This is a genomic window from Roseovarius atlanticus, assembly GCF_019802205.1.
In the GTDB taxonomy this organism is placed as follows: domain Bacteria; phylum Pseudomonadota; class Alphaproteobacteria; order Rhodobacterales; family Rhodobacteraceae; genus Roseovarius; species Roseovarius atlanticus_A.
Map to the genome: position 1 here is coordinate 347,228 of NZ_JAHVHQ010000002.1, position 25,620 is coordinate 372,847.

The following is a 25,620-nucleotide window of genomic DNA, read 5'->3' on the forward strand; positions in this document are numbered from 1 at the left end:
TTTCCAAGATGCTGCACCTTCGCCTGCCACCCCCTCAAAGCACCCGCAGCACCAGCACCACAACCGCCACCGGCACCAGCAGCACATGCAGCACCATGTCGAACCAGTTGCTGCTGCCCCATCCCATCACCCAGGCCAGCTGCCCCAGCACCGCCACCCCCGCCAGAAACCAGTTCCCCGTCACCAGCGCATAAAGGCACACCGCCAGCACCATCCCCGCCACCGGCCATGGCGCATAGCCCAAACGATACACATCCACCGGAATCACCCCGAACGCGCAGGCCAGGAACGCCACGTAGGCACACAGGAACACCGCGATCTCCACGCCCGAGAACCCGGGAACCTCGACGCCCATCGACACCGCCACATGCCGCAGCGCCAGCGCCGGCAGCATCACCCCGAACGGCGCCAGAACCGCCACGGCGCCACTCACCGCCACGGTATCGCGCCACAAGACGCCGACCAGAACCGCGGCCACCAGCGCCAGCCCGGCGGCCAGCGAGGACGACAGCACCAGCCCGCCAAGCGCGAACACCACCCAGCCCAGCACCACCGCCACGCCCAAACTCGCCCCGACGCCGCTCATTGCGCCGCCACCCAGGCACCGTTCAGCACATGCGCCCGAAGCCCCGTCTTGTTCCCCACCGAGTAGGCCAGCGCGATCTCTCCCCCGTCCAACCGCCGCAACATCGGGTACCGCGCCCCGGCCCCGTTCGGCTCAAGCTCCCGCAGGACACGCCAGCTGTCCCCTTCATCGTCCGACACCAGCAGCCGCAATCGGTCTCCCCCCTCGGGATCGTCATTCGCCGCCATCAGGATACGCCCGCCCCCCAGCGGCAGCGCCGCCACCGGCGCGCTCCGGTTCGGCATGTCCGAGGGCACCACCTCCGACCACGTCTTCCCGCCATCCTCGCTATGGCTCACCAACAGCCGCCCCGACGGCGCGAAATCCCGCAGCCACGCCACCGCCCGGTTTTCCCCCAAGGCCACCACCATCGGCTGGATCGGCTGACCCGCCCCCGCCATCCGCGCCGTGTCACGCACCCGGCCGTCACGCCCGAACCGCAACAATACCCCATGCGCCGCGCCCATCTCGAAATAGGCCGGCAACCCCATGCTCCCGTCGGCAAATTCCACCATCGGCGACTTCACCAGGTGCGAGCGGTTCAGGAAAGGCGACAGGTTCAGCTTGGCAGCCCGCACAGGCCCGCCCGCCCCCATCTCCACGTCCGCAACCGAGGCCATGGCCCAGCCGCCCACCGACACCACCGTGGCAAAGACATGCCCCGCCTCGGCCTCGTTCTCCACCGTGTTGCCCAGCGTCACCACCAACTGCGCCGGGTCCATCGCACGGCCCAGCGCGCCCCGCGTGATCCGCACATCCCGGCCCGCCTCGGCCCATCCCTCCGACCCGCGCCGGAATGAGGCCCCGTGAATATCCACATCCGCCTGCGCCTCCGCCGAGCCTTCGAACCACAGCACGTCAAAGCCCCCGTCGGTCACCACCACCGACGCCGAATGCGCCTGTCCCGCGGCGACATCGTACTGAAATACCGTCTCGAAGCGCGGCGCCCCCGTCTCCGGCACCGCCTCCGGCACCGCGAACCGCCAGACCGGCGGCACATCCCGCGCCACCGCCCAGGCGCTCAGGCCCACGCTCAGCGCCATCAGGCAAAGGATCACCACCTGCGCCACGCCCATCGCCTCAGCTTACCTTCAACACGATCTTGCCGATGTGATCGCTCGTCTCCATCCGCGCATGCGCCGCCGCGGCCTCCGCCAGCGGAAACTCCGAATCCATCACCGGCGCCACCCGCCCCGCCTCCAGCAAAGGCCAGACCTCGCGCCGCAACGCCTCTGCGATCCGCGCCTTGGCCAGCCCGCTTCGGGGCCGCAGGGTCGAGCCGGTGACGGTCAGCCGCCGCGTCATCACTTGGGTAAAGTCCATCTCCACCTTCGGCCCCTGCAAAAAGGCGATCTGCACCAGCCGCCCCTCATCCGCCAGCGCGGCAATGTTCCGCGGCAGGTAATCGCCCCCCACCATGTCCAGGATCAGGTCAGCACCGCCAAGTGCCCGCATCTCCTCCACGAAATCCACCGCGCGATAGTTGAACGCCGCCGCCGCGCCCAAGTCCTCGCACACCCGGCATTTCTCATCCGACCCCGCCGTCGCGAACACCCGCGCGCCCCGCGCCACGGCCAGCTGTATCGCCACCGTCCCGATGCCGCTCGACCCGCCATGCACCAGGAACCGCTCACCAGCCGTCAACCGCCCCCGGCCGAACACGTTGGTCCACACGGTAAAGAACGTCTCCGGCAGGCACGCCGCCCGGTCCATCGCCATGCCCCCGGGCACCGGCAGGCAATGCGCCGCATTCGTCACCACGGCTTCGGCATACCCGCCTCCCGGAACCAGCGCACAGACCCGGTCGCCCGCCTGCCATCCGGTCACGCCCGGCCCAAGCGCCGCGATCTCGCCCGACACTTCCAGCCCCGGCAACCCGCTCGCCCCCGGCGGCGGATCATACATCCCCGCCCGCTGCAACGCATCGGGCCGGTTCACCCCGGCATAGGCCACCCGGATCACAACCTCGCCATGCCCGGGCTCCGGCCAGTCCCGCTCGGCCAGCGCCAGCACCTCCGGCCCGCCCGGCGCGGTGATCTCGATAACCTTCATCCTGTCCGGCATGATCTTTCCCCCGTCGCCCCGTCGTACCAGCCCCCCCGGAAAAAGCAACAAACGGCGCCCGCAAGCACCGCTCCGAAGGGCCTCCAAGACCCCACCTCTTCCTCTGGCCAAAAATATCCCCGCCGGAGGCTCCCGCAGATGCCACCGGGCGCACCGCCAGCCTCCACGTAGGGTGGGTGACAACCCACCGCTCCCACAAGGAAAAAACCCGCTACCGCGTCCAGCGCCCCGGCAAACCGCCGGTCCGCCCCGGCGCGGGCTTGCGGATCTTCGACAATACCGCCAGCGGCCCCGCCATCAGCCCGCTCACGACCCGGTTCTCCCGCGCCTTCGCCTTGACCTTCTCGATCTGCATCACGTCCTCGATCCGCCGGTCCAGGAAATCCCAGGTCCGGGCGTGGCCCTCGCTCTCGTCGCCCAGCCAGTACAGCACGGTCGACGAATAGACCCCCGACAGGGTCGCGCGCTTGGTGTACCAGTTCACGTCGTCCGAGGTGTCGCCCAGCGCCTCCCAGATCCTGTCGCAGGTGCCCCAGATCGCCCTGGCCCCGTCCAGCGCGTGATGCGGCAGCGCAAACAGAGTTACCCCCCGGCGCACCAGTTCCTTGTCCTCGACCGCCTCCAGCCGAAAGCGCACGGCGGCCGCCACCCGCGCGCTATAGCGCATCCGCCCCAGGTCCTCCTGCTCCATCCGCGCCAGCATCGCCGCGTCGCCTTCCTCGTGAAAGGCCAGCGCCAGGTCCACCGCCCCGCGTGGACACGCGGCCCGCGCCACGCCCATGGAAAGCCCCGCATCCTCAGCCGCGGCGCGGAACGTGGCCTCGCTCCACCCGTCAAAGGCCACATGCGGTTTCGCCGCCTCCAATAGCTGCGTTTTCACGTCGGGATCACTCATTCCGGGGCTCCTTTTCGTGCTGCGCCCGTGTCGCGCGTCTGCGCCTAGACAAACTAGAACGGCTTTGCTATACGGCCACTTCCTGCAAATTATGCAACTTTAACCTAGAAAGGTGGTGACAACCACATGCAGGTCAGTGTTCGCGACAACAATGTCGATCAGGCGCTTCGTGCCCTGAAAAAGAAACTGCAGCGTGAGGGCGTTTTTCGCGAGATGAAGCTTCGGCAACATTTCGAGAAGCCGTCCGAGAAAAAAGCGCGCGAAAAGGCCGAGGCTATCCGCCGCGCCCGCAAGCTCGCACGCAAGAAGGCCCAGCGCGAAGGTCTCCTCTGAGACCCGCCGCCAGGGCCACACGCATTGTCATGACGACCCCCGGGCACCCGCTTCGGGGGTTTGTCTTTATTTCAGGGGGCACTCCCCCGTTTTGGAATCAGACGCCCGCGCCTATATGATGGCGCAACGCCAACCCGATGAGACGTGCCATGACCGAATCTGCGCCCATCACCCAGGATGTCCTGACCATCCCCCGCAAGCTGCCCGAGGGGCCGATCAACCTTGTCGGCCTCACCCGCGACGCCCTGCGCGACACCCTGATCGCCCACGGCACCCCGGAAAAGCAGGCCAAGATGCGCGTGAACCAGATCTGGCAGTGGATCTACCAGTGGGGCGTGCGCGACTTCGCCGCCATGACCAACCTCTCCAAGGCCTACCGCGCCGAGCTGGCCGAGAAGTTCGTCATCGAGCTGCCCGAGATCGTCGACCGCCAGGTCAGCGCCGACGGCACCCGCAAGTACCTGGTGCGAATCGCCGGCGGCCACGAGGTCGAAACCGTCTACATCCCCGAGGAAGACCGCGGCACGCTCTGCATCTCCTCCCAGGTCGGCTGCACCCTCACCTGTTCCTTCTGCCACACCGGAACGCAGAAACTGGTGCGCAACCTCACGGCCGGCGAAATCATCGGCCAGGTCATGCTGGCCCGCGACGACCTCGACGAATGGCCCAAGCCCGGCGTCGGCATGGGCACCGACGGCCCCCGCCTGCTCTCGAACATCGTGCTGATGGGCATGGGCGAACCGCTCTACAATTTTGAAAACGTCCGCGACGCCATGAAAATCGCGATGGACGGCGAAGGCATCGCGCTCTCGCGCCGCCGCATCACGCTCTCGACCTCCGGCATCGTCCCCGAGATCCACAAGACCGCGCAGGAAATCGGCTGCATGCTGGCCGTCAGCTTCCACGCCACCACCGACGCCGTGCGCGACAAGCTGGTGCCGATCAACCGCAAATGGAACATCGCCGCCCTCCTGGATGCGCTCCGCGCCTATCCCAAGGCGTCCAATTCCGAGCGGATCACGTTCGAGTATGTCATGCTCAAGGACGTCAACGACAGCGACGAGGACGCCCGCCGCCTGGTGCAGCTGATCAAGGGCATTCCGGCCAAGATCAACCTGATCCCGTTCAACGAATGGCCCGGTGCCCCGCATCAACGCTCCGACTGGGACCGGATCGAGAAATTCGCCGACATCATCTACAAGGCCGGCTACGCCTCGCCCATCCGCACCCCGCGGGGCGAGGACATCATGGCCGCCTGCGGCCAGCTCAAATCCGCCACCGAGCGCCAGCGCAAGTCCCGGCGCGAGATCGAGGCCGAGGCCGGCCTTTGAATTTCATCGCATCCCGGGCTTGACCCGGGATCGCCGCCTCTCTTAAACCCCCGGACCAAGCCCGGGGGATCATTGAGCCGACCTCCCTGCCACCCGCCATCCCGCCCGCATTCGATCCACCACGCACAAACTGGAATACCCGATGGCCAAAGACGTCGAGCTGCTGCTCTGCCCCGTGAACCTGCGTCACCTCGAAACCAACACCCGCGCCTATGACGAGGCCGTCTCGATGGCCAAACGCCGTCGCGCCAAGCTCATCGTGGCCACCGTCGCCCCGGAAATGGAACGCAACCTCAACATCCGCGACTCCGAGGCGTACTGGTCCCAGCAGCTGGCGAAGTTCCTCAGCGACAATCCGCCCGATGGCGTCCAGGTGGAAACCGTCGTGCGCAAGGGCGCGATCCACCGCCAGATCGTCAAGCTCGCGGACGAGCGCAAGGTCGACGTCATCGTGATGAACTCGGCCAACCCCAAGGTGCAGGACTACCTGCTCGGCACCACCGCCAGCCACGTCGTCACTCACGCCAAGTGTTCGGTCTACGTGGTCCGCGGCTGACGCGCGCACCGGGACCGGCACGGCCACGGGCCCGCCGGTTTCCCCCCGACACCGGGTGTTCGATCCTGATCCGACCGGCCATGGCGTCGCGGTCGTCCTCGGCCCCGACGCGGCCTTGCGCGCAAGGCCAAGGTTGCTGTCACGGCTCACAGTGCTAAGTCTCCGGCAAATCGAAGACCAGCACTGGACGACCCATGTATCTTTTGACCCGTATTCTGCTTGTGGCCGCGCTCGGCCTGTTTTTCCTCACCCCTGCCAGCGCGCAAGAGGCCAACGTGCCCTCTGCCGAGGCACAGCAACTCATTGATCTGCTCGAAAATCCCGAGGCCCGCGACGCGCTGATCCAGTCATTGCGCGGCGCGGCCGAAACCACCACCGCCAACGAGGTCGTCGATCCCCAGGAAGACACCTCGATCGGGCGCCAGCTGGCCGATTTCACCAAGTCCTTCTTCGAGACCGCCGCCACGTCCGTCGGCTCCGCCCTGGGCGCGGTCATCGCCCTGCCCACCACGCTCATGGCGCTCGACGGCGGGCAGCTTGACGTGTTGTGGGAGGCGCTTCAGGCGCTGGCCGTGGTCATCGTCGTCACCGTCGGCGCCTACCTGGTGCTGCGCGCCGGGGCGCGGCTGATCTATCGCCGCATGGGCGACAAGGCCCATGACTGGGGCTTCGTGCGCACCCTCGCGGTGGTCATCGCCACCTGCCTCATCGACATCCTCGTGGTCCTCGCGGCCTGGGGCCTCGGCTATCTCGTCGCGCTTTATCTTTACGGCGAAACCGGCGTCATCGGCGTGCGCCAGACGCTCTATCTCAACGCCTTCCTGCTCGTCGGACTGGCCAAGGTGGCCATCCGCGCGGTTCTCGCACCCTCCACGCACGAACTGCGCTTCGTCGCCATCTCCGACCTCGCCGCCCGGCGCATGTCCTCGTGGTTCGGTGCCATCGCCTCGGTGATCGGCTACGGCCAGCTCCTGATCGTCCCCATCGTCAACCGGCAGGCCTCCTATGCCGCCGGGCGGGGCATCTCGACCCTGCTGGCCTTCATCGCCATCGCCATGGCGGCCATCCTGGTGGTGCGCTCGCGCAAGGACGTGGCGGGCTGGATCCTCGGCCCCGCCCCCGAAGAGCGGCCCAGCGCCCTGCGCTTCATCGGCCGCAACTGGTACATCCCGGTGCTGCTCTACCTCGCGGGTCTCGCCGTCATCGTGGCCGCACGCCCCGACGGGCTGATCCTGCCGCTGCTGATCAGCTCGGCGCAGGTGGTCGGCATCATCATCCTCGGCGTGCTGATCTCGGGCGGACTCTCGCGCTTCGCGGTGCGCGGCATGCACATGCCGATGAACGTCAGCAGCCGCATGCCCACGCTCGAGCCGCGGATCAACTCCCTTCTGGGCCGGGTGATCCAGGTCGTGCGCGTCTTCATCGTGATCGGCGTGCTGGCCTTCGCGCTCGACGCCATCGGCCTGTGGGACATCTCCGGCCTGATGCGCAGCGAGTTCGGCGTCTGGGCCGCCGGCGCCATCATCAGCATCGCCTTCATCCTGCTGGCCGGCGCGATCCTGTGGCTGGCGCTGGTGTCATGGGTCGACTACCGCCTGAACCCCGAGTTCGGCACCGCCCCCACCTCGCGCGAAATCACGCTGCTGACGCTCCTGCGCAACGCCGCCACCATCGCGCTCATGGTCATCATCGTGATGTTCGTGCTGGCCGAGCTTGGGGTCGACATCGCCCCGCTCATCGCCTCGGCCGGTGTGCTGGGTCTCGCCATCGGCTTCGGCGCGCAGAAGATGGTGCAGGACATCATCACCGGCATCTTCATCCAGTTCGAGAACGCCATCAACGTGGGCGACGTGGTCACCCTGGGCGGCACCACCGGCACGGTCGAGAAACTGACCATCCGCTCGGTCACCCTGCGCGACGTCCACGCCGTCGTTCACCTCATCCCGTTCTCCTCCGTGGACATGGTGTCGAACTACGTGCGCGATTATTCCTACTTCGTCGCGGATGTGGGCATCGCCTACCGCGAGAACGTCAATGACGGCAAGGACGCCATGGTCGACGCCTTCGAGGAACTGCGCGCAAGCGAAGCCGGCGAAAACATCACCGGCGACCTGGAATGGTTCGGCGTCCAGTCCCTCGGCGACAGCGCCGTGGTGCTGCGCGCCCGGATCAAGACCGTGCCGGGCACGCAATGGGGCACCGGCCGCGCCTTCAACGAGATCTGCAAGCGGATCATGGACGAGCGCGGCATCGAGATCCCCTTCCCGCACCAGACCATCTATTTCGGCGAGGACAAGAACGGCGCCGCCACCCACCTGCGCCTCGACCGCGCGGCGGATGATGCCAAAACGATCGAGGGCTCCAGCCAGGCTCCGGCGCAGGACACGAAGAAAACCCAGGATCCCCATCTCGACATGGAAGACGACGCAGACCTCTGACGGGGGCGGCACGCACAATACGGTCGGCCGCATTTTCCACGCGGAAAATGCCCCGGAAAATGCGCATTTTCCGGGCGCGGAAATCTTGAAATTTCCGCACCGCCCCGTGCGGTCCGTCAAGCCGCCAAATGTGCGAAAATCGCACCGTCGTCATACCCCCCGGATACCGACGCGATACCGACGTCCCGTTTCGGCGTCCCGACCCGCCGTTAACCATTCTGTCAGCAATTTGCAGAAATCTTTTCCGCGCCACATTTCGGCACGATTGTTGCCACGCGACGTGATTATCGCTGTTTCATCAACCTATTTGTGGAAGGGTAGGAAACGATGGGACTCGAAACCAAGAACGACATCCGCAATTTCGTCATGCGCGAACGCCAACGCTGCGTCTCCGACCGTGAATGGAAGTTCCGGCTGCGCGGTTACGGCTTTGCCATTCGCGACACCGACGAGGGCCGCATGGTCACCTCGCTGACCGGCCGCGGCGATCTCTGCACGCTGGGCGCCGGCGCCTGATACCGCCGTTACAGGGTTGAATTTCCGCGCCGCACGGTATTCGCTGTGTCAAAGCGGAAAGGACACCCATGACATCCTATCTCGGCGTGATCGGGGGCTCGGGCCTCTATGAAATAGAGGGCCTGCAACACCCCGAATGGGTCACGGTGGACACCCCCTGGGGCGCGCCCTCCGACCAGGTCCTGACCGGCATGCTGGGCGACACCTACATGGCCTTCCTGCCCCGCCACGGGCGCGGCCACGTCCATTCGCCCACGACGGTGCCCTACCGCGCCAATATCGACGCGCTGAAACGCATCGGCGCGACCGACATCGTCAGCGTCTCCGCCTGCGGCTCGTTCCGCGAAGACCTGGCGCCCGGCGATTTTGTCATTGTGGATCAATTCATTGACCGCACCTTTGCCCGCGAGAAATCCTTCTTCGGCCAAGGCTGCGTCGCCCATGTCAGCGTGGCCCACCCCACCTGTCCGCGCCTCGGGTCCGCCTGCGCCGCGGCCGCCCGCGCGGCCGGCGTGACGGTCCATGACCGCGGCACCTACCTCGCCATGGAAGGCCCGCAATTCAGCACGCTGGCGGAATCGAAAATGTACCGCGAAAGCTGGGGCGCCGACGTGATCGGCATGACCAACATGCCCGAGGCCAAGCTCGCCCGCGAGGCCGAGCTTTGCTACGCCTCCGTCGCCATGATCACCGACTATGACAGCTGGCACCCCGATCACGGCGAGGTCGACGTCACGCAGATCATCGCCACCCTTCTGGGCAATGCCGACAAGGCCCGCGACATGGTCGCCCGCCTGCCCGGCCTGCTGGGGTCCGAGGACCGCGAGCCCTGCCCCCATGGCTGCGACCGCGCCCTCGAACACGCCATCCTCACCGCCCCCGAGGCCCGCGACCCGGCCCTGGTCGCGCGTCTCGGTGCCGTCGCGGGCCGCGTCCTTTAGAAAGGCTTAACCCGATGCCCCTAGACCTCTGGCTGACCTTCGTCGCGGCGACTCTCGCGCTTTTGTTCATCCCCGGACCGACCGTGCTCCTGGTCCTGTCCTACGCCCTCAGCCAGGGCAAGCGAATCGCCGTCGCCTCCGCCACCGGCGTCGCTTTGGGCGATTTCGTGGCGATGACCGCGTCCCTTCTGGGGCTCGGCGCATTGGTGCTGGCCTCGGCCACGCTCTTTACCGTGCTGAAATGGATCGGCGCGGCGTATCTGGTATATCTCGGCATCAAGCTCCTGCGCAGCGCCCCCAGCGCCGGGCTGGGCCAGGTCGCCACCGGCCCCAAACCCGCCAGCGGCGTCTTCTGGCACGCCGCCGCCGTCACCGCGCTGAACCCCAAATCCATCGCCTTCTTCATCGCCTTCGTGCCGCAATTCGTCAGCGTCGACAGGGCCTTGGCCCCGCAATTCGCCATCCTGATCGCCACCTTCGTGGGCCTCGCCTGGCTCAACGCGCTGATCTATGCGCTCCTGGCCGACCGCCTGCGCCAGACCATCGGGCGGCCCTCCGTCATCACCTGGCTCACCCGCGGCGGCGGCGCGGCGCTCGTGGGCATGGGCGTCATGACAGCCGCCCTGCGCCGCACCGCGTGAGCGCCGCGCCCGGCACCGTCCTCGTCCTCGGGGCCGATGGGTTCATCGGCCGCCACCTCGCCTTCGGCCTGCGCGACGCGGGCTGGCACGTGCTCGCCTGCGCCCGCCGCACCGCGCGCCTGAAACGCATGGGTTTCAACACCTTGCAGGTCGATCTCACCGACCCGCAGGCCCATCGCCCCGAGTTCTGGCGCAGCCGTCTCACCGGCGTCACCCACATCGTCAACAGTGCCGGCGTCCTCGACGCCTCCGAGGCGCTCTACACCGCCGTCCACGTCACCGCTCCCGAGGCGCTCTACACCGCTCTCCCCGACGCGCAGGGCTTGCTCATTTCCGCTGTCGGCATCGACGGCGCCGACACCGACTTCGCCCGCTTCCGCCACGCGGGCGAGAAAATCGCCTCGGATCATGACGTTACCATCCTCCGCGTCGGCCTGGTGCTGGGCGAAACCTCCTATGGCGGCTCCTCGCTCGCCCGCGCTCTGGCCGCCCTGCCGGTCTTGACCCCGGTCGTCGGCGACGGCCAGCAGGTCTTCAACCCGATCCACGCCGCCGACTTGGCCCGCGCCGTCGATCACCTGCTGCGCCATCCCCCCGGTCCCGGCCCGCACGACATCGGCGGTCCCGAGACGGTGACCCAGGCCGGGATGCTGCACTCCCTCCGCGCCTGGTTCGGCCTGCCTTCCACCCGCCTGCTGCGCCTGCCTGTCGGGCTTGCCAAAGCCATGGGCCGGATTGGCGACGCCATGCGCCTCGGCCCGATCTCCGCCACCTCGGTCGCGCAACTCCAGAACGGCGTCCTTGCCGACCATGCCAGGCTGACCGAGACCCTGCCGGAGAAACCCCGCGGCTTCTCAACCTTTCTCGCTGCACGTCCCGCCGGCACGCAGGACCTTTGGCACGCCCGGCTCTACCTCGCCCGCCCGGCCCTGCGCATCGTGCTGGCCCTTCTGTGGCTGGCCTCCGGCCTCCTGGGCCTCTTCCTGCCACGCGCCGATTTCCTGCCCCTGATCCCGGACACGTCCCTGCCCGACGCAGCCCTCGTCGCGATGGCCCGTCTGGGCGGCGTCTTGGATCTCGCCCTCGCCGCCGCCCTTATCCGAGGCTGGCGCCCCCGATTGGTCACCTTGCTTCAGGCGGGGGTGGTCCTCTCCTACACCCTCGCCTTCACCATCCTTGCCCCGGGCCTCTGGCTGCTGCCCCTGGGCGGTCTGCTCAAGAACCTGCCCATCCTCGCCCTCATCGCGATCCACGCCATCCTCGAAGACGAGCGCTGACGATGGACCCCTACCTGATCACCAAGTGGCTCCATATCCTCAGCTCCACCGTCCTCTTCGGCACCGGCATCGGCACCGCGTTCCAGATGGTCTGGGCGATGCGCACGGGCCGGGTGCAGACGATCCACTCGGTCGCCTCGGGCGTGGTCGTGGCCGACTGGCTCTTCACCACCCCCGCCGGGATCGTGCAGCCACTCACCGGCCTTGCCCTCATCCACATGGCGGGCTTCGACCCCTTCGCACCCTGGCTCCTGGCGACCTACGCGCTCTACATCCTGGCCTTTGTCTGCTGGGCACCCGTGGTGCGCCTGCAGATCCGCATCCGAGACCTTGCCGCCGAGGCCCTGCGCACCGACGCCCCCCTGCCGCAGGCCGCGCACCGCGCCTACCGCCTCTGGTTCGCCCTCGGCTGGCCCGCCTTCGCGGCGCTGACATGCGTCTTCTGGCTGATGGTCACGAAACCCGCGCTCTGGTAGGCGCGTCAGCTGTTCTTCTTGATGAATTTCCGGATGAACCCGCGGATTTCCCGCGCCGCGCTGGTGTCCATCTCCTTGCACAGCTCGATGAACGTGTCGCGGTCATCCTTGTTCAGCCGCAGGATCAGCTGGCTGTCCTTCTTCCCGGCTTTCTTTTCGTCACTCTTGGCCACGCGAACTCCTGCCTAGCGTTTTCCGTCACCGGCTTGCCAAGGTATATACAAAGCATATGCAGCATTGGCAAACCCTCTTGCGTCTCAATTCCCTGGCCTCCGAAACCCTGCCGATCCCAGCCAAACCTTGCGATTTCGCGCCAGTTGCGCCAAACGCAAGGGCGGACAGGCCCAACCGGAGACACCGCCATGCCCAACGCGAAAACGGTCAAGGATTACATCCGCACAATCGTCGACTTCCCGCATGAGGGCATCATGTTCCGCGATGTCACCACGCTCTTTGCCGACCCGCGCGGACTGCGCCTTGCGGTGGACCAGTTGCTGCACCCTTACGCCGGTATGGCAATCGACAAGGTCGCGGGGCTCGAGGCGCGCGGCTTCATCCTGGGCGGCGCCGTGGCGCACCAGCTGGGCAAGGGGTTCGTGCCAATCCGCAAGAAGGGCAAGCTGCCCGGCAAGGTGATTTCCGAGGAGTACCTGCTGGAATACGGCGAGGCCATCGTCGAGATCCACGACGACGCCATCACCCCCGGCGAAAAGGTCTTGCTGGTCGATGACCTTCTGGCCACCGGCGGCACCGCCGAGGCGGGTATCAAGCTGATCGAACGGCTGGGCGGCGAGATCGTCGGCTGCGCCTTCGTCATCGACCTGCCCGAACTGGGCGGGCGCAAACGGATCGAGGCGCTCGGCATGGACGTCCACACCCTCTGCGAATTCGACGGGGCCTAAAGCTCTTCGTACCAGTCGTCGATGATCTTCACCGCCTCCTCGGCGCTTTCGACGAACTGGAAGAGGTCAAGGTCCTCGGCGCTGATCGTTCCGGCCTCCGACAGCGCCTCCCAGTTGATGATTTTGCGCCAGAATTCCTCGCCGAACAGCAGGAACGGCACACGTTTCATCCGGTCGGTCTGGATCAGCGTCAGCGCCTCGAACATCTCGTCCAGCGTCCCGAACCCGCCGGGGAAGCAGCAGATCGCCTTCGCGCGCATCAGGAAATGCATCTTGCGGATGGCGAAGTAATGGAAGTTGAAGCACAGCCCCGGCGTCACGTATTCGTTCGGCGCCTGCTCGTGCGGCAGCACGATGTTCAGTCCGATCGACGTACCACCCGCATCCGCCGCCCCGCGGTTGCCCGCCTCCATTACGCCGGGCCCGCCGCCCGTGGCCACGACGAACTCGCGCCCGTAGCTCTGCATCGACTTCTCGGTCAGCATCTTGGCGAAACTGCGCGCCTCGTCGTAGAACCGCGAAAGTTCCGCCAGCGTCTCGGTCCGCGCCGTATCCTTGACCGCCGGTTCGGGAATCCGCGCGCCGCCAAACAGCACCACCGTGCTCTCGATCCCGCGTTCGTTCAGGATCATCTCGGGCTTCAGCAGCTCCAGCTGCAACCGCACGGGCCGCAGCTCGTCGCGGCACAGGAAATCGTCGTCGGCAAAGGCCAGGCGATAGGCCGGCGCACGGGTCTGCGGCGTGTCGGGCACCTGCTCGGCGGTGTTGCGATCGGAATGCGCGTCCCGAAACTGGCTATTGCGGTCGTCTTTCATCCTGAACTTCCCTGTTGGGTTCGTTTTTCCACCCGTATAGGGTTCCACGCGATTTGCCTAGATACGGGGCATACAGGAAAGGCTTGAAATGGACTGGAAAACCGAGATCGCCGCCGCGAAATTCCGCATCGCTCCGTACCTGCGCCGCACCCCGGTGGCGCAGGTGTCGGGCTTCGGCCTCGACCGCCCCATCGAGCTCAAACTGGAGCACACCCAGCACACCGGCAGCTTCAAGCCGCGCGGCGCCTTCAACACCCTTCTGTCGCAGGACGTCCCCAAGGCCGGGCTGGTCGCGGCCTCGGGCGGCAACCACGGTGCCGCCGTGGCCTATGCCGCCGCCAAGCTGGGCCACCGTGCCCGCATCTACGTGCCGGAAATGGCCGGCCCCGCCAAGATCGCCCTGATCCGCGACCAGGGCGCCGACTTGCACGTGGTCGAAGGCGCCTATTCCAATGCGCTCGATGCTGCCCGCGAATACGAGGCCGAAACCGGGGCGATGCAGATCCACGCCTACGACGCGCCCGCCACCGTTGTGGGCCAGGGCACCTGCATGGCCGAGTGGGAGGACCAGGGGCTGGAGGCCGATACCGTCCTGATCGCCGTGGGCGGCGGAGGCTTGATCGCCGGCGCGCTTGCGTGGCTCGACGGGCGACGCAAGGTCGTCGCGGTCGAGCCTGAGACCTGCGCCGCGCTGAATGCCGGACTTGGGGCCGGCAAGGCCGTCGATGTCGAGGTCTCGGGCGTCGCGGCCAACGCGCTTGGCGCGCGGCGCATCGGGTCGATCTGCCTCGACCTCGCGCAAACCCACGACGTGACCTCCGTCACCGTCAGCGACGACGCCATCACCGCCGCCCAGCACGCGCTCTGGAAAGACGCTCGCCAGCTTGTCGAACCCGCCGGCGCCACCGCCCTCGCCGCGTTGAGCAGCGGCGCCTACCGGCCTGAAAAAGATGAGCGAATAGCGGTCTTGGTCTGCGGCGGCAATCTCACGCCGGACCCCTTATCGGCGGATTGACGCCCGTTTTCCCGCTTTGCCGAAACGACCGGGAACGCTCTTGGAATTCGCCGCGTTGAGGCGTCAGATTGCCGGCGGACATTCCGTCTGCATGGCACGCCCATGTGAGTGAGGAGGATTTCCTAATGAAGACCCGAATTCTGAGCCTGACCCTTGCCGGAACTCTCGGCGCAGGCGCCGCCATGGCGGATGTCGACGCAACCGCCGTGACCGACCTGAACCTGCGCGCGGGCCCCAGCCCGGCGCAACCCGTGATCGCCGTCATCCCCAACGCGGGCGCCGTAAGCATCCAGGGCTGCATCGAAGCCAGCTCCTGGTGCGAGGTCAACTACAACGGCACCCAGGGCTGGGCCTATGGCGACTATCTCGCCGCGTCCACCGATGCCGGTTCGGTCCGCGTCATCGAGAACCGCAGCGCGATGCAACTTCCGACCGTGACCTATGACTACAGCGAAGCCGACACCGTCGCCGCTGGCGGTGCCATCGGCACGGTGGTCGAAGACACCTACGTCACCCCGATCACCCCGCCCGACAACACGGTTGTCTACGTGCGCGACAACCCGGTGGAGCCGATCTATCTCGACGGCGAAGTCGTGACCGGCGCACAACTGCCCGCGGCCGTGACGCTGCAACCCGTCCCCGATACCGAGTATCGCTACGCCTATGTGAACGGCGTGCCGGTGCTGGTGGAACCGGCAGAGCGCCGCGTGGTCTACGTGGTGCGGTAACGCCGCCTCCCGACCCCTTGTCCCTCGGCGGGCGCCCTCGAGCGCCCGCCTTTTTCATGCGCGCACGGCGGAACCTGCCGCGAATGACCGGCGTCGCGTCGCATTGCGATCCCCCCCGTCCGCCCGTATAGGGCATTTCAGCACAACACGACCTGCCAAGGGGAGCACGCAACAGATGTCCAACGCACAGCTTGAAACCGCAATCGAGTCCGCATGGGAAACCCGCGACCAGATCACGCCCTCGACCGGCGGCGAGACGCGCGAAGCCATCGAGGCGACGCTTGACGCTCTCGACAGCGGCAAGCTGCGCGTGGCCGAACGGCAGGACAACGGCGACTGGCTCGTCAACCAATGGGCCAAGAAGGCCGTGCTGCTGGGCTTTCGCCTCAAGGACATGGAACCGCAGGCGGGCGGCCCGCAAGGCAGCACCTGGTGGGACAAGGTCGACAGCAAGTTCAAGGGCTGGGGCGACGCCGAATGGAAGGCCGGTGGGTTCCGCGCGGTCCCCAACTGCATCGTGCGCAAATCGGCCTATATCGCCCCCGGCGTGGTGCTGATGCCCTCTTTCGTGAACCTCGGCGCCTACGTGGACGAGGGCACGATGGTCGACACCTGGGCCACCGTCGGCTCCTGCGCACAGATCGGCAAGGGCGTGCACCTGTCGGGCGGCGTCGGCATCGGCGGCGTGCTGGAACCGATGCAGGCCGGTCCCACGATTATCGAGGATAACTGCTTTATCGGTGCCCGGTCCGAGGTCGTCGAGGGCTGCATCATCCGCGAAGGCTCGGTTCTGGGCATGGGTGTCTATATCGGCAAGTCCACCAAGATCGTCGACCGCGAAACCGGCGAAGTCTTCATGGGCGAGGTGCCGCCGTATTCCGTGGTCGTTTCCGGCTCGATGCCGACCAAGAACAACCTCAACCTCTATTGCGCCGTGATCGTCAAGCGGGTGGACGAAAAGACCCGGTCCAAGACCGCTATCAACGAGCTTCTGCGGGACTGATAGTGCTGGACCTGAAGGAAGAGTTTAACGCATTTCGAGACGAATGTGTGGACCTAGCCATTCTGATCAACACATTCGACCGTCTTTTCGGTGACGCTCAGGCGAAGTCCGCACTCGGACGAATTGCGCCTCAGTTTTCGAACGATTTGAACAGATGGATGATCGAACTCTACATTTTGAAATCCTACCGTTTGCTTGATCGAGAGGTAGGGTTTGGGAGAAAGAACTTGTCAGCGAAGTACCTGGGCTCCCGTTTAGAGGATGCCAAGTTACTTACATCGGAAATTCAAAGACTTCTCAGTAAGCTAGACGAGTACAGGCAACTGATTCATGCGGCGCGCAACCGACTAGTAGCGCACGCCGACCTTGAGCAAATTGTCTTGAAGGTAGGATTGGGCGAGCACAGTGAAAAGCAGGCACTGGATTTTCGGAAGAACCTCCAGGACTTTTGTGATGCGGTCGGCCGGGCAATCGGTGTCGGGCCCACCGAGTTTATAAATATATCACCGGGAGATGTGTCGGATCTTCTGCATCATTTAAAGTACTCTACCAGACACTCTGGATAGAGCCGAAGGATGAAACCGATGGCTGAAAAGAAACCCTCGAAACAGCAGGTCTTTACCCTGCTGGTCGAGATCGGGCGCAAACAGGGCGACGGTCTGCCCGACACCGCCACGGGTGCGGCCCTCGTGATCTATGCGTCGGGCGTGGACGAGGCAGAGGCGGTGCGCGAAACCGTGGCGATCCTGAAACAGGCCGACACCGCGCCCCTGGATGTCTCGGGCTACGGCACACTCGACGAACGCCTCGCCGAAGGCCACGAGATCGGCGAGGACGAGCGCGACCTCATGCAGCGCGCGCTCGATGAAAACGCCGTCATCGTCGCCCAGATGACGCCCTTTTACGACTAGACTGCCGCGTGGCTCAGGCCGCGCGGCTGGTGGCCAGCGTCACCGCCTCGAAGGGCTTCAGCACCGGCCAGACCGGCTTGGCATGTTCCGGCAGACGGTTGCGGTCGAACGACGCCAGCACGCTTGCGGCAATGGCCGCTGGCTTGCGCCGCAGCCGCCCGATATAAAGGCTTTCCAGCGCGCATCCCGCCGCCAGGACGGCCTCGTGCCCCGGCAACAGCAGATGGTGATAGGTCACAAGGTCCGGCCCCTTGGCGTGAAAGGCGGAGCGGTCGTTCACAAGGTGCCGCGCCGGCACAAGAACCGCCTCGCGGCCGAACATGTATTCGACCTCGCTGCCGTGCATTACCAGCCGCTGCTGCGGAGAGACCACGATGTCCTGCGTCAGCTTGAAAAAGGGCGCCCGCAGGCGGATGGGCCGGAAACTGCCCCGCGCGGGAACCGTGCGCTTGACCACCTGCAACACCGGCACGCGCTGGCCGTCATCCGTCAGCACCACGTCGCCACGGCGGATCTCGCCCGCCGGACGCTCGCCCCGGTCCGTCATGATCGGCACCTGCGCGGTCAGTGCGGGCAGCGGTCCCACAGGCTCGATCCGGTCGGACAGGGCCAGGAACATCACCTCCTCGTCCACCTCGAAATTGCATCCATGGGCAAAGACCGCGTTCAGGTCGTCGATCGGCAGGGGCAGCGTGGCAGTCATCGCCACGGTGTGCACTTGGTCGGATTCAGGCCGCTCCAGCGTCAGCCGGGCCCACCCTTCGGTGCTGTCCCAGGAATAGGTCAGGCGCAGGATATCCAGCCGCCCGTCGCCATCCACCGGCAGGGTTGCGTGGCAGATGTCGTCGCCCTGCGCGTCCACCAGGACGATACCGCCCTGCGGCAACGCCTGGATCGAAAACAGGCCCGGCATCGGCCATGTCCGGCGGAACGCCAGCATGGTCTGCGGCCGTATATCAGCCGAGATGCGGCTCTCGACCACCAGGCTGCCACGGTGCAGCACCCGGTCCGCCCCGGTTTCCGTCAGTCGCGGGTCCGGCTTGAACCAGCCATCGTTGCGATCACGCAGTCCGATCCATCCCATTGTCACGCCACCCATTTCTTTGAAAGTATCTGCGCCTCGAAGCCGCGCAGCATCCGTCTTGCCGCAGGGCTGTAGCCTTCGGCGGTTTCGGGGTCGATTTCGGGGAACAGGGTGCAGATCTCTTGCAGCACCTCGGCCTCGAAACTGTCCTTGATCTGCGGCCCGGGCAGAAAGCTCTCGGTCGGCAACCCTTCGGACACGATCACCTGATGCCGGTCGAACAGCAGGTGAAAGTAATCGACGGTGTCGACCTCGACGCGCCGCACGCTGCGGTCGTTGACCAGGTCCTTGGCCGCCACCAGCACCTCGCGCTCGCCGAACAGCAGCTCGGCCAGGCTGTCGCGGATCAGAACCCGGTGCAGCGGCGAAAGCCACAGTTCACCATGCGCGCCGAACGTGTTCGCCAGAATGCGGATCGGGGCGTACTGCCCCGTTCCGGCAACCTCGCGATGGCCGATCCAGCGCACCGGCTGCAACCCGTCGTCGCGCGTCATGACCAAATCGCCCACGCACAGGTCCTCGACCGCGACCTCGCCGCGCTCGCACCGGATGCGCGACCCGCGCACGAAACACGGGATCGAATTCAGCGTGACAAAGCCGGTATCGCTCTGCCCGTTCGCGCTTTCGACCGTGTAGGTAAAGTGGACTTCCTCGACGTCGCCATCCCCCACGACCGTAAGGGTGCCGTCCGCGTTCAACTGCACCGTCTGTCCGGTGGCCAGCGTGACCGTGCTGCCCGCAACGACGTTCTGCCCGTTGATCTGCGTGATCGTCAGCGCACCGGAGGTGTTGTTCACGTCGTTGTCCAGAACATCCAGCGTCTTCGACCCTGTCGGATACAGCTTGGACACATCGTCCAGCGCCACCAGCGTCGTCTGCACGCTGTTGCCCGCGATGATCAGCGTCGAGTCGTAATTGGCGTCCGTCACATCCGCGATACCGATCCGGATCGAGTTCACATCGCCCGAATTTACCGGAATCGTCAGCGTCATCGTGACGGTGAAGCCGTCCATTTCGGTGTTGTACTGGTCCGAGCTATTGTCGACGAAAAGGTTCGCGTTCGACCCGGCATTCAGGTTGTTGGGGTCGATATCCCCGTCCCCTACGCTCAGCGGGACCTGGGTGCCGTTGATCCAGACTCCGACGAAGTCCTGAAAGGAACCCACCGCGTATTCGGGGAACTCTTCCGAGGCGAAGACGAACTGCATCGTCATCACGTCACCCGTCGGGATGAAGTCCACGTCCAGGAAGGAGGCGTCGTAGGTATTTGTCCCAGCCGCCGCGTTGAACATCGGGTCGTTGTTCGGCCCGCTCGAATTGGTCGTGGTCTGACTGGACTGGTTTGAATCGTTCGACCACCACCAAGTCGAATTGGTGAATCCGTTCAGGTCCCCTGTCGAGAACATCACGCCGGTATCCGACGGCATCACACCCGGCGAGACCGAGTTGCCTTGCGTGTATATCCCCGAAGAATCGTTGTCGCCGGTGTAAGAGGCGCTGATCACCTGAACACCGTCACCAAAGATCGTCTCGGCCATTTCTGTTGCCGACGCACGATCGTCTATAGGGATTTCAACGCCCCTGACCATACTGCCCACCTCATGTACGTCCAAGGTCAGCGCACGCCAAGAATCGGCTTTTCCGGTGGTCCGGTCTGACACGTCGCGGCTTGTTTTTATGTGCCTGCTTGCGTGTCGGGCGATCTGCCCAGCTGCTCTTTTGCCCTGCCTCGGGTCATTTATTAAGGATCGGTTACCACGTTTTTTTCGCTTTGTTAAGAAATACCGTCACCGACCCCGTTCCGGAGGCAAAGTTTTTTCCCGGCGCGGGTTTGCGGTTACAGACCTTGCAGGCTAGATCTGTCGAAAGTTCACAGGATAGACCTCCATGCCACAAGACTCCGCCCCCATCGACCCCGTCGACCTGACCGCACAACTGGTGCGCTGCGCCTCGGTCACCCCCAAGGAAGGCGGCGCGCTTGTGTTGCTGGAAAAACTGCTGTCCGAGGCGGGCTTCACCTGCACCCGCGTGGACCGGGGCGGTATCGCCAATCTCTTCGCGCGCTGGGGCGAGAAGGGCGCGGCCCGCAGCTTTGGCTTCAACGGGCATACCGACGTCGTGCCGGTGGGCGATGCCGTGGCCTGGACCGCCGATCCCTTCGGCGCGGAGATTCGTGAGGGCCAGCTTTGGGGCCGCGGCGCCACTGACATGAAATCCGGCGTCGCCGCTTTCGCCGCCGCGGCAATCGACTTTGTGGGCACCACGCCGCCCGAGGGCGCGATCCTCCTCGCCATCACCGGCGACGAGGAGGGCGACGCACAGGATGGCACCGTGGCCCTGCTGGACTGGATGGTAACCGAGGGCGAAGCGATGAGCGCCTGCCTCGTGGGCGAGCCCACCTGCCCCGAAACCATGGGCGACATGATGAAGATCGGCCGCCGCGGCTCGATGTCGGCGTGGATCACGCTGACCGGCGTACAGGGGCATTCCGCCTACCTGCACCGGGCGCTGAACCCGCTTCCGGCAATGGCACGGCTGGCCGACCGCCTGTCCAGCCACGTGCTGGACGACGGCACAGATCATTTCGACCCGTCAACGCTCGCCGTGGTGACCATCGACACCGGCAACCCGGCGACCAACGTGATCCCCGAAAGCACGCGCATGACGGTCAATATCCGGTACAACGATGCCCATAGCGGTGACAGCCTGACCAGGTGGCTGCAATCCGAGCTGGATGCGGTCTGCGACAGCTTCGGCGTCACCGGCGAGATGACGGTGAAGAATTCCGGCGAAAGCTTCCTCACGCCGCCGGGGCCGCTTTCGGACCTCGTGTCGAGCGCGGTTCAGGCCGAGACCGGCCAGACGCCGGTCCTGTCGACCAGCGGCGGCACATCCGACGCGCGCTTCGTCAAGGATCACTGCCCGGTGGTGGAATTCGGCCTGGTGGGCCAGACCATGCACCAGGTCGACGAGCGGGTGGACATCGCCCATATCGAACAGCTCAAGGCGATCTATGCCCGCGTGCTGAAAGACTATTTCGCGTGATCCGCCGCCAGCTGGTGGTGATGCTGAAAGAGCCCCGGCCGGGCCGGGTGAAGACCCGCCTGGCCCGCGACATCGGGCAGATCGCCGCCACCTGGTGGGTCCGTCACCAGACCGCCCGCCTCCTGCGCCGCCTGCGCGACCCTCGCTGGGACCTCGTGCTGGCCGTCGCCCCGGACGCCGCCGGCCTGACCAGCCGCGCCTGGCCGGATGATCTTGAACGTATGCCCCAAGGCCCCGGCAACCTCGGCGACCGCATGGCCCGGGTGATGCGCACACGCCCGCCCGGTCCGGTCTGCATCATCGGCGGCGACATTCCCGGCATCACCCCCGCCCATATCGCCCGGGCCTTTGCCAGTCTTGGCCGGAACGACGCGGTCTTCGGCCCGGCCCCCGACGGCGGCTACTGGCTGGTCGGAATGAAACGCACCCGCGCCGTGCCCGCGAGCTTCCTGCAAGGCGTCCGCTGGTCCACCGAACACGCGCTGGCCGACAGCCGCGCAACACTACCGGACGCGCGGATCGGTCTGGTCGACACTTTGCAGGATGTGGACACGGCGGACGATCTTCGCGCGCCGTAACCCGTTTCGCCGCGGGCCAATCCCGCGTCGACCGGCTGGGGGTTTCACCCCCAGACCCCCGAGAGTATTTTCGGCAAGAAAAAGCAGGCGCTCCGGCGCATGCCGGCAATCTTCGCATGGAACGCCCCCCGCCTTCGTGCTACGTCCCGAAGCATGAGCGAGTTGCCTTCCAAATCACAGGTCCTGCAATGGATCTCGGACAATCCGACCCTGACCTCCAAGCGGGACATCGCCAAGGCGTTCGGCATCAAGGGCGCGGCGCGGATTGACCTCAAGCGCATCCTGAAGGAGCTGGAGGCCGAGGGGCACCTGGAGAAGCGCAAGAAGACCTATCGCGACCCCGACAAGCTGCCGCCCGTGAGCGTGCTTCAGGTCAGCGACCAGACACCTGACGGCGAGCTGCTGGCGCGCCCCCTGGAATGGCACGGCGAGGGGGTCGAGCCTGTCGTCCTGCTGATCCCCCGCGCCAGCGATCCCGCGCTCGGCCCCGGCGACCGCATCCTGGGCCGCCTGCAGGAGGTCAAGGGCGAGGCACATCACTACGAGGCGCGGCTCATTCGCCGGATCGGCACCAACCCGCGCAAGGTGCTGGGCGTCTTCAAGAAAACCGCCGAGGGCGGGCGTATCCTGCCGATCGACAAGGGCGACGGCAAGGAATGGCTGGTCGCGCCCTCCGCCACCGGCGGCGCCAAGGACGGCGAGCTGGTCGAGGCCGAGCAGGCCGGCCCCAAGGGCCGCATGGGCCTGCCGCAGGCCCGCATCCTCGACCGCCTGGGCGACCCGACCGCGCCCAAGGCGGTGTCCCTCATTGCCATCCACCAGCACGGCATTCCCGACGATTTCCCGGATGATGTCATCGCCGAGGCCGACGCGCAGAAACCTCAAGGTTTGAAGGGCCGCGAAGACCTGCGCGACCTGCCGCTCGTGACCATCGACCCCGCCGACGCCCGCGACCACGACGACGCCGTCTGGGCCCATCCCGACGACGACCCCAAGAACGAAGGCGGGCACGTCATCTGGGTCGCCATCGCCGACGTCGCCTGCTACGTCACCCCCGGCTCGGCCCTCGACGCCGAGGCCCGCAAGCGCGGCAATTCCAGCTATTTTCCCGACCGGGTCGTGCCGATGCTGCCCGACCGTTTGTCGGGCGACCTCTGTTCCCTGCACGAGGGCGTGCCGCGCGCCTGCATCGCCGTGCGGATGCAGATCGACGCCCATGGCGAGAAAATCGGCCACCGCTTCGTGCGCGGCCTGATGCGCTCCGCCGCCTCGCTCACCTACCAGGACGTGCAGGCCGCCCGCGATGGGAACCCGAACGACAAGTGCGGCCCTCTCATGGACGAGGTCATCACCCCGCTTTACGAAGCCTTCGCTGCGCTGCAGGAGGCCCGCGCCAACCGCCAGCCGCTCGATCTGGACCTGCCCGAACGCAAGGTCGTGCTCAGCGACGAAGGCAAGGTAACCTCCGTCAACTTTGCCGACCGCCTCGATGCCCACAAGCTGATCGAGGACATGATGGTGCTGGCCAACGTGGCCGCCGCCGAGACGCTGATCGCCAGGAAATCCCCCCTCCTCTTCCGCGTCCACGAGGAACCGCCGCCAGAAAAACTCGACACCCTGCGCGACGTGGCCGAGGCCGCGGGCCTGACGCTGGCCAAGGGGCAGGTGCTGAAAACGTCGCACCTCAACCAGTTGCTGCACGGCGCGGCGGGCACCGACCACGTCGAGGTCATCAACCTCGCCACCCTGCGCTCGATGACGCAGGCCTATTACGCGCCGTCCAATTTCGGGCATTTCGGCCTCGCGCTGCAATCCTACGCGCATTTCACCTCGCCCATCCGGCGCTATGCCGACCTGATCGTGCACCGGGCATTGATCTCGGCGCATGGCTGGGGCGAGAACGGGCTTTCAAAGGCCGACGAGGAACGCCTGCAAAGCACCGGCGAGCACATCTCGGAAACCGAGCGCCGCTCGATGATGGCCGAGCGGGACACCAATGACCGTTACCTCGCCGCCTTCCTGTCGGAACGCGTGGGCGAGGAATTCACCGGGCGGATCAGCGGCATCGCCAAGTTCGGCGCCTTCGTGCGGCTGGACGAGACCGGCGCGGACGGCCTCATCCCGATGCGCGCGCTGGGCAACGAGTATTTCCACCTCGACCGTGATCGCGGCACCCTGATGGGGTCCGATACCGGCATTCTCATCGGCCTCGGACAGCGGGTCGTCGTCCGCCTCAGCGAGGCGGCGCCGGTGACGGGCGGCCTCGGGCTCGAACTGATACGGCTCGACGGCAAGGCGATCACCCCCGCCGGCCCGGACGCGCCCCGCAAGGGGCGGGGTCGCGGCGCGCCCAAGGGCGGGCGCGGCGGGCCCAAGCGCAAGCTTGCGCGGGAAAAGCACAAGGCCGACAAGACCAAGCGCAAGGTCTCGCGCAAGCGGCGTTAAATGCTCCCCAAAAGCCAGACCATGTAAACACCGTAGGCCGCCATCAACACGGCACCTTCGCGCCGGTCGATCCGCGCCCCCGTAAAGGCGAACGCCACGAACAGGTGTGCCGACCCCAGCAGCACGGCCAGGTCGACCCCTGTGATGGGGAGCGGTGCAGCCATCGGCACCACCAGCACGGTCGCCCCCAATATGCCCAGAATGTTGAAGATGTTGCTGCCGATGATGTTGCCGAAGGCCACGTCGCCCTGCCCTTTGCGCGCGGCCAGCACCGAGGTCACCAGCTCGGGCATCGACGTGCCGATGGCCACCACGGTCAGCCCGATCACCGCGTCGCTCATCCCCAGCATCTGCGCCAGTCCCACGGCCCCCGACACGAGAAACCGCGCCCCGGCCAGGATCACCACCAGCCCGATCAAAAGCCCCAGCGCCGCACGCCCCGCCCGCACCGGCGCTTCCGGCAGCAGGTCGCCCTCGGCCGCGTACACCTCGCCCGCCGCCGTCGGCCCCTTGCGCTCTGCCATGAAGGTAAATGCCAGGTAGGCTGCCAGCGCCAGCAAGAGCCCCAGCCCGGCCACGCGCCCCATCTCCCCGCTCAGCACCAGCGCCGCGCAGGCCAGCGTCGCGCCCATCATCACGGTCCCGTCCCGTGCCAGCGCCCGGCGCGCCACCAGGATGGGCGAGATCAGCGCCGCGATTCCCATGATCAGCAGCGTGTTGCCGATATTGCTGCCCACCACGTTGCCCAGAGCAATCCCCGGCGACCCGACCCAGGCCGCCTGCAAGCTGGTCACCAGTTCCGGCGCGGACGTGCCGAATCCCACGATGGTCAGCCCGATCACCAGCGGCGACACGCCCAGGCCCCGGGCCAGCTGCACCGCGTTGCGCACCAGCAACTCACCACCAAGGACCAGCCCCGCCAGCCCGGCGATCACGAAGACGATATCCAATTCGGGTAACTCCAATCCCGCGCAAAAGGCGCGTTGCAGGGAATCTGAGCA

27 protein-coding genes are annotated in these 25,620 nt (G+C 66.2%); 18 read left to right on the forward strand and 9 right to left on the reverse strand.

From position 1 onward, the window contains the following. Nucleotides 1–34: 34 nt before the first annotated feature. The 4 genes from KUV49_RS01805 to KUV49_RS01820 form a co-directional block, all read right to left on the reverse strand. Entirely contained in the window at nucleotides 35–586 is a 552-nt protein-coding gene (locus tag KUV49_RS01805; RefSeq protein ID WP_222451349.1) for a hypothetical protein, read from the reverse strand. Continuing rightward, a complete protein-coding gene (locus KUV49_RS01810; RefSeq protein ID WP_222451350.1) occupies nucleotides 583–1,701 on the reverse strand; it encodes an exo-alpha-sialidase in 1,119 nt (372 codons plus the stop codon). Before KUV49_RS01810 ends, KUV49_RS01805 begins: the two co-directional genes overlap by 4 nt. Before the next feature lie 4 nt (nucleotides 1,702–1,705). Further along, nucleotides 1,706–2,689 carry an NAD(P)H-quinone oxidoreductase gene (locus KUV49_RS01815; RefSeq protein WP_222451351.1) on the reverse strand — a complete coding sequence of 328 codons (984 nt, stop codon included), beginning with the start codon at nucleotides 2,687–2,689 and terminating at the stop codon, nucleotides 1,706–1,708. Between the two features lie 211 nt (nucleotides 2,690–2,900). Further along, on the reverse strand, nucleotides 2,901–3,584 hold the full coding sequence (locus tag KUV49_RS01820; protein WP_222451352.1) for a COQ9 family protein: 684 nt from the start codon (nucleotides 3,582–3,584) through the stop codon (nucleotides 2,901–2,903). A gap of 126 nt (nucleotides 3,585–3,710) precedes the next feature. Here KUV49_RS01820 and rpsU point away from each other — a divergent pair, with 126 nt between their 5' ends. From rpsU to KUV49_RS01865, 9 genes are all read left to right on the forward strand, one after another. After that, nucleotides 3,711–3,917 carry a 30S ribosomal protein S21 gene (rpsU, locus tag KUV49_RS01825; protein ID WP_007818122.1) on the forward strand — a complete coding sequence of 69 codons (207 nt, stop codon included), beginning with the start codon at nucleotides 3,711–3,713 and terminating at the stop codon, nucleotides 3,915–3,917. Nucleotides 3,918–4,066: 149 nt separating this feature from the next. Beyond that, nucleotides 4,067–5,248 carry a 23S rRNA (adenine(2503)-C(2))-methyltransferase RlmN gene (gene rlmN, locus KUV49_RS01830; RefSeq protein WP_222451353.1) on the forward strand — a complete coding sequence of 394 codons (1,182 nt, stop codon included), beginning with the start codon at nucleotides 4,067–4,069 and terminating at the stop codon, nucleotides 5,246–5,248. A 142-nt stretch (nucleotides 5,249–5,390) separates the two neighbouring features. Beyond that, nucleotides 5,391–5,804 (forward strand): universal stress protein, encoded by a 414-nt coding sequence (locus KUV49_RS01835; RefSeq protein WP_152491042.1) that lies wholly within the window; start codon nucleotides 5,391–5,393, stop codon nucleotides 5,802–5,804. Between the two features lie 194 nt (nucleotides 5,805–5,998). Beyond that, nucleotides 5,999–8,242 (forward strand): mechanosensitive ion channel domain-containing protein, encoded by a 2,244-nt coding sequence (locus KUV49_RS01840; RefSeq protein WP_222451354.1) that lies wholly within the window; start codon nucleotides 5,999–6,001, stop codon nucleotides 8,240–8,242. Between the two features lie 327 nt (nucleotides 8,243–8,569). Beyond that, the gene (locus KUV49_RS01845) at nucleotides 8,570–8,758 is read left to right on the forward strand and encodes a hypothetical protein (RefSeq protein ID WP_152496661.1); all 189 of its coding nucleotides are present in this window, start codon (nucleotides 8,570–8,572) and stop codon (nucleotides 8,756–8,758) included. A gap of 68 nt (nucleotides 8,759–8,826) precedes the next feature. Further along, entirely contained in the window at nucleotides 8,827–9,699 is an 873-nt protein-coding gene (locus tag KUV49_RS01850) for an S-methyl-5'-thioadenosine phosphorylase (RefSeq protein ID WP_222451355.1), read from the forward strand. Nucleotides 9,700–9,713: 14 nt separating this feature from the next. After that, nucleotides 9,714–10,340 (forward strand): LysE family translocator, encoded by a 627-nt coding sequence (locus KUV49_RS01855; RefSeq protein ID WP_222451356.1) that lies wholly within the window; start codon nucleotides 9,714–9,716, stop codon nucleotides 10,338–10,340. After that, on the forward strand, nucleotides 10,337–11,617 hold the full coding sequence (locus KUV49_RS01860; RefSeq protein WP_222451357.1) for a DoxX-like family protein: 1,281 nt from the start codon (nucleotides 10,337–10,339) through the stop codon (nucleotides 11,615–11,617). The genes KUV49_RS01855 and KUV49_RS01860 overlap by 4 nt, the downstream gene beginning before the upstream one ends. 2 nt (nucleotides 11,618–11,619) lie before the next feature. Beyond that, nucleotides 11,620–12,093, forward strand: coding sequence for a DUF2269 family protein (locus KUV49_RS01865; RefSeq protein ID WP_222451358.1), 474 nt, complete (start codon nucleotides 11,620–11,622; stop codon nucleotides 12,091–12,093). Nucleotides 12,094–12,098: 5 nt separating this feature from the next. On the opposite strand, the gene KUV49_RS01870 is transcribed toward KUV49_RS01865, so the two are convergent. Further along, entirely contained in the window at nucleotides 12,099–12,266 is a 168-nt protein-coding gene (locus KUV49_RS01870; RefSeq protein WP_222451359.1) for a hypothetical protein, read from the reverse strand. 189 nt (nucleotides 12,267–12,455) lie between these two features. Between KUV49_RS01870 and KUV49_RS01875 the strand changes: the two genes are divergently transcribed. Further along, nucleotides 12,456–12,995 carry an adenine phosphoribosyltransferase gene (locus KUV49_RS01875; protein ID WP_152491035.1) on the forward strand — a complete coding sequence of 180 codons (540 nt, stop codon included), beginning with the start codon at nucleotides 12,456–12,458 and terminating at the stop codon, nucleotides 12,993–12,995. On the opposite strand, the gene KUV49_RS01880 is transcribed toward KUV49_RS01875, so the two are convergent. Next, on the reverse strand, nucleotides 12,992–13,810 hold the full coding sequence (locus KUV49_RS01880; protein ID WP_152491034.1) for a TIGR00730 family Rossman fold protein: 819 nt from the start codon (nucleotides 13,808–13,810) through the stop codon (nucleotides 12,992–12,994). The genes KUV49_RS01875 and KUV49_RS01880 overlap by 4 nt on opposite strands. 88 nt (nucleotides 13,811–13,898) lie before the next feature. Here KUV49_RS01880 and KUV49_RS01885 point away from each other — a divergent pair, with 88 nt between their 5' ends. From KUV49_RS01885 to KUV49_RS01905, 5 genes are all read left to right on the forward strand, one after another. Next, a complete protein-coding gene (locus KUV49_RS01885) occupies nucleotides 13,899–14,825 on the forward strand; it encodes a threonine/serine dehydratase (RefSeq protein WP_222451360.1) in 927 nt (308 codons plus the stop codon). A 125-nt stretch (nucleotides 14,826–14,950) separates the two neighbouring features. Continuing rightward, a complete protein-coding gene (locus KUV49_RS01890; RefSeq protein WP_222451361.1) occupies nucleotides 14,951–15,553 on the forward strand; it encodes a DUF1236 domain-containing protein in 603 nt (200 codons plus the stop codon). Between the two features lie 175 nt (nucleotides 15,554–15,728). Continuing rightward, nucleotides 15,729–16,556, forward strand: coding sequence for a 2,3,4,5-tetrahydropyridine-2,6-dicarboxylate N-succinyltransferase (gene dapD, locus KUV49_RS01895; RefSeq protein ID WP_222451362.1), 828 nt, complete (start codon nucleotides 15,729–15,731; stop codon nucleotides 16,554–16,556). A 2-nt stretch (nucleotides 16,557–16,558) separates the two neighbouring features. Beyond that, nucleotides 16,559–17,122: a hypothetical protein gene (locus KUV49_RS01900; RefSeq protein WP_222451363.1), complete on the forward strand. Its 564-nt coding sequence runs from the start codon at nucleotides 16,559–16,561 to the stop codon at nucleotides 17,120–17,122. Between the two features lie 18 nt (nucleotides 17,123–17,140). Further along, entirely contained in the window at nucleotides 17,141–17,467 is a 327-nt protein-coding gene (locus tag KUV49_RS01905; RefSeq protein WP_222451364.1) for a hypothetical protein, read from the forward strand. Between the two features lie 13 nt (nucleotides 17,468–17,480). On the opposite strand, the gene KUV49_RS01910 is transcribed toward KUV49_RS01905, so the two are convergent. Together KUV49_RS01910 and KUV49_RS01915 are read right to left on the reverse strand one after the other, a co-directional pair. Next, on the reverse strand, nucleotides 17,481–18,551 hold the full coding sequence (locus tag KUV49_RS01910; protein ID WP_222451365.1) for a Hint domain-containing protein: 1,071 nt from the start codon (nucleotides 18,549–18,551) through the stop codon (nucleotides 17,481–17,483). A gap of 2 nt (nucleotides 18,552–18,553) precedes the next feature. Next, nucleotides 18,554–20,140 (reverse strand): Hint domain-containing protein, encoded by a 1,587-nt coding sequence (locus KUV49_RS01915; RefSeq protein ID WP_222451366.1) that lies wholly within the window; start codon nucleotides 20,138–20,140, stop codon nucleotides 18,554–18,556. Nucleotides 20,141–20,438: 298 nt separating this feature from the next. Between KUV49_RS01915 and dapE the strand changes: the two genes are divergently transcribed. The 3 genes from dapE (at nucleotide 20,439) to rnr (ending at nucleotide 24,619) form a co-directional block, all read left to right on the forward strand. Then, nucleotides 20,439–21,596 carry a succinyl-diaminopimelate desuccinylase gene (gene dapE, locus KUV49_RS01920; protein ID WP_222451367.1) on the forward strand — a complete coding sequence of 386 codons (1,158 nt, stop codon included), beginning with the start codon at nucleotides 20,439–20,441 and terminating at the stop codon, nucleotides 21,594–21,596. Then, complete coding sequence (locus KUV49_RS01925) at nucleotides 21,596–22,174, forward strand: TIGR04282 family arsenosugar biosynthesis glycosyltransferase (protein ID WP_222452047.1); 579 nt, start codon at nucleotides 21,596–21,598, stop codon at nucleotides 22,172–22,174. Before dapE ends, KUV49_RS01925 begins: the two co-directional genes overlap by 1 nt. A gap of 153 nt (nucleotides 22,175–22,327) precedes the next feature. Beyond that, complete coding sequence (gene rnr / locus KUV49_RS01930) at nucleotides 22,328–24,619, forward strand: ribonuclease R (RefSeq protein WP_222451368.1); 2,292 nt, start codon at nucleotides 22,328–22,330, stop codon at nucleotides 24,617–24,619. On the opposite strand, the gene KUV49_RS01935 is transcribed toward rnr, so the two are convergent. Then, complete coding sequence (locus tag KUV49_RS01935; RefSeq protein ID WP_261391463.1) at nucleotides 24,616–25,584, reverse strand: calcium/sodium antiporter; 969 nt, start codon at nucleotides 25,582–25,584, stop codon at nucleotides 24,616–24,618. The two genes, rnr and KUV49_RS01935, sit on opposite strands and share 4 nt — an antisense overlap. Nucleotides 25,585–25,620 lie beyond the last annotated feature (36 nt).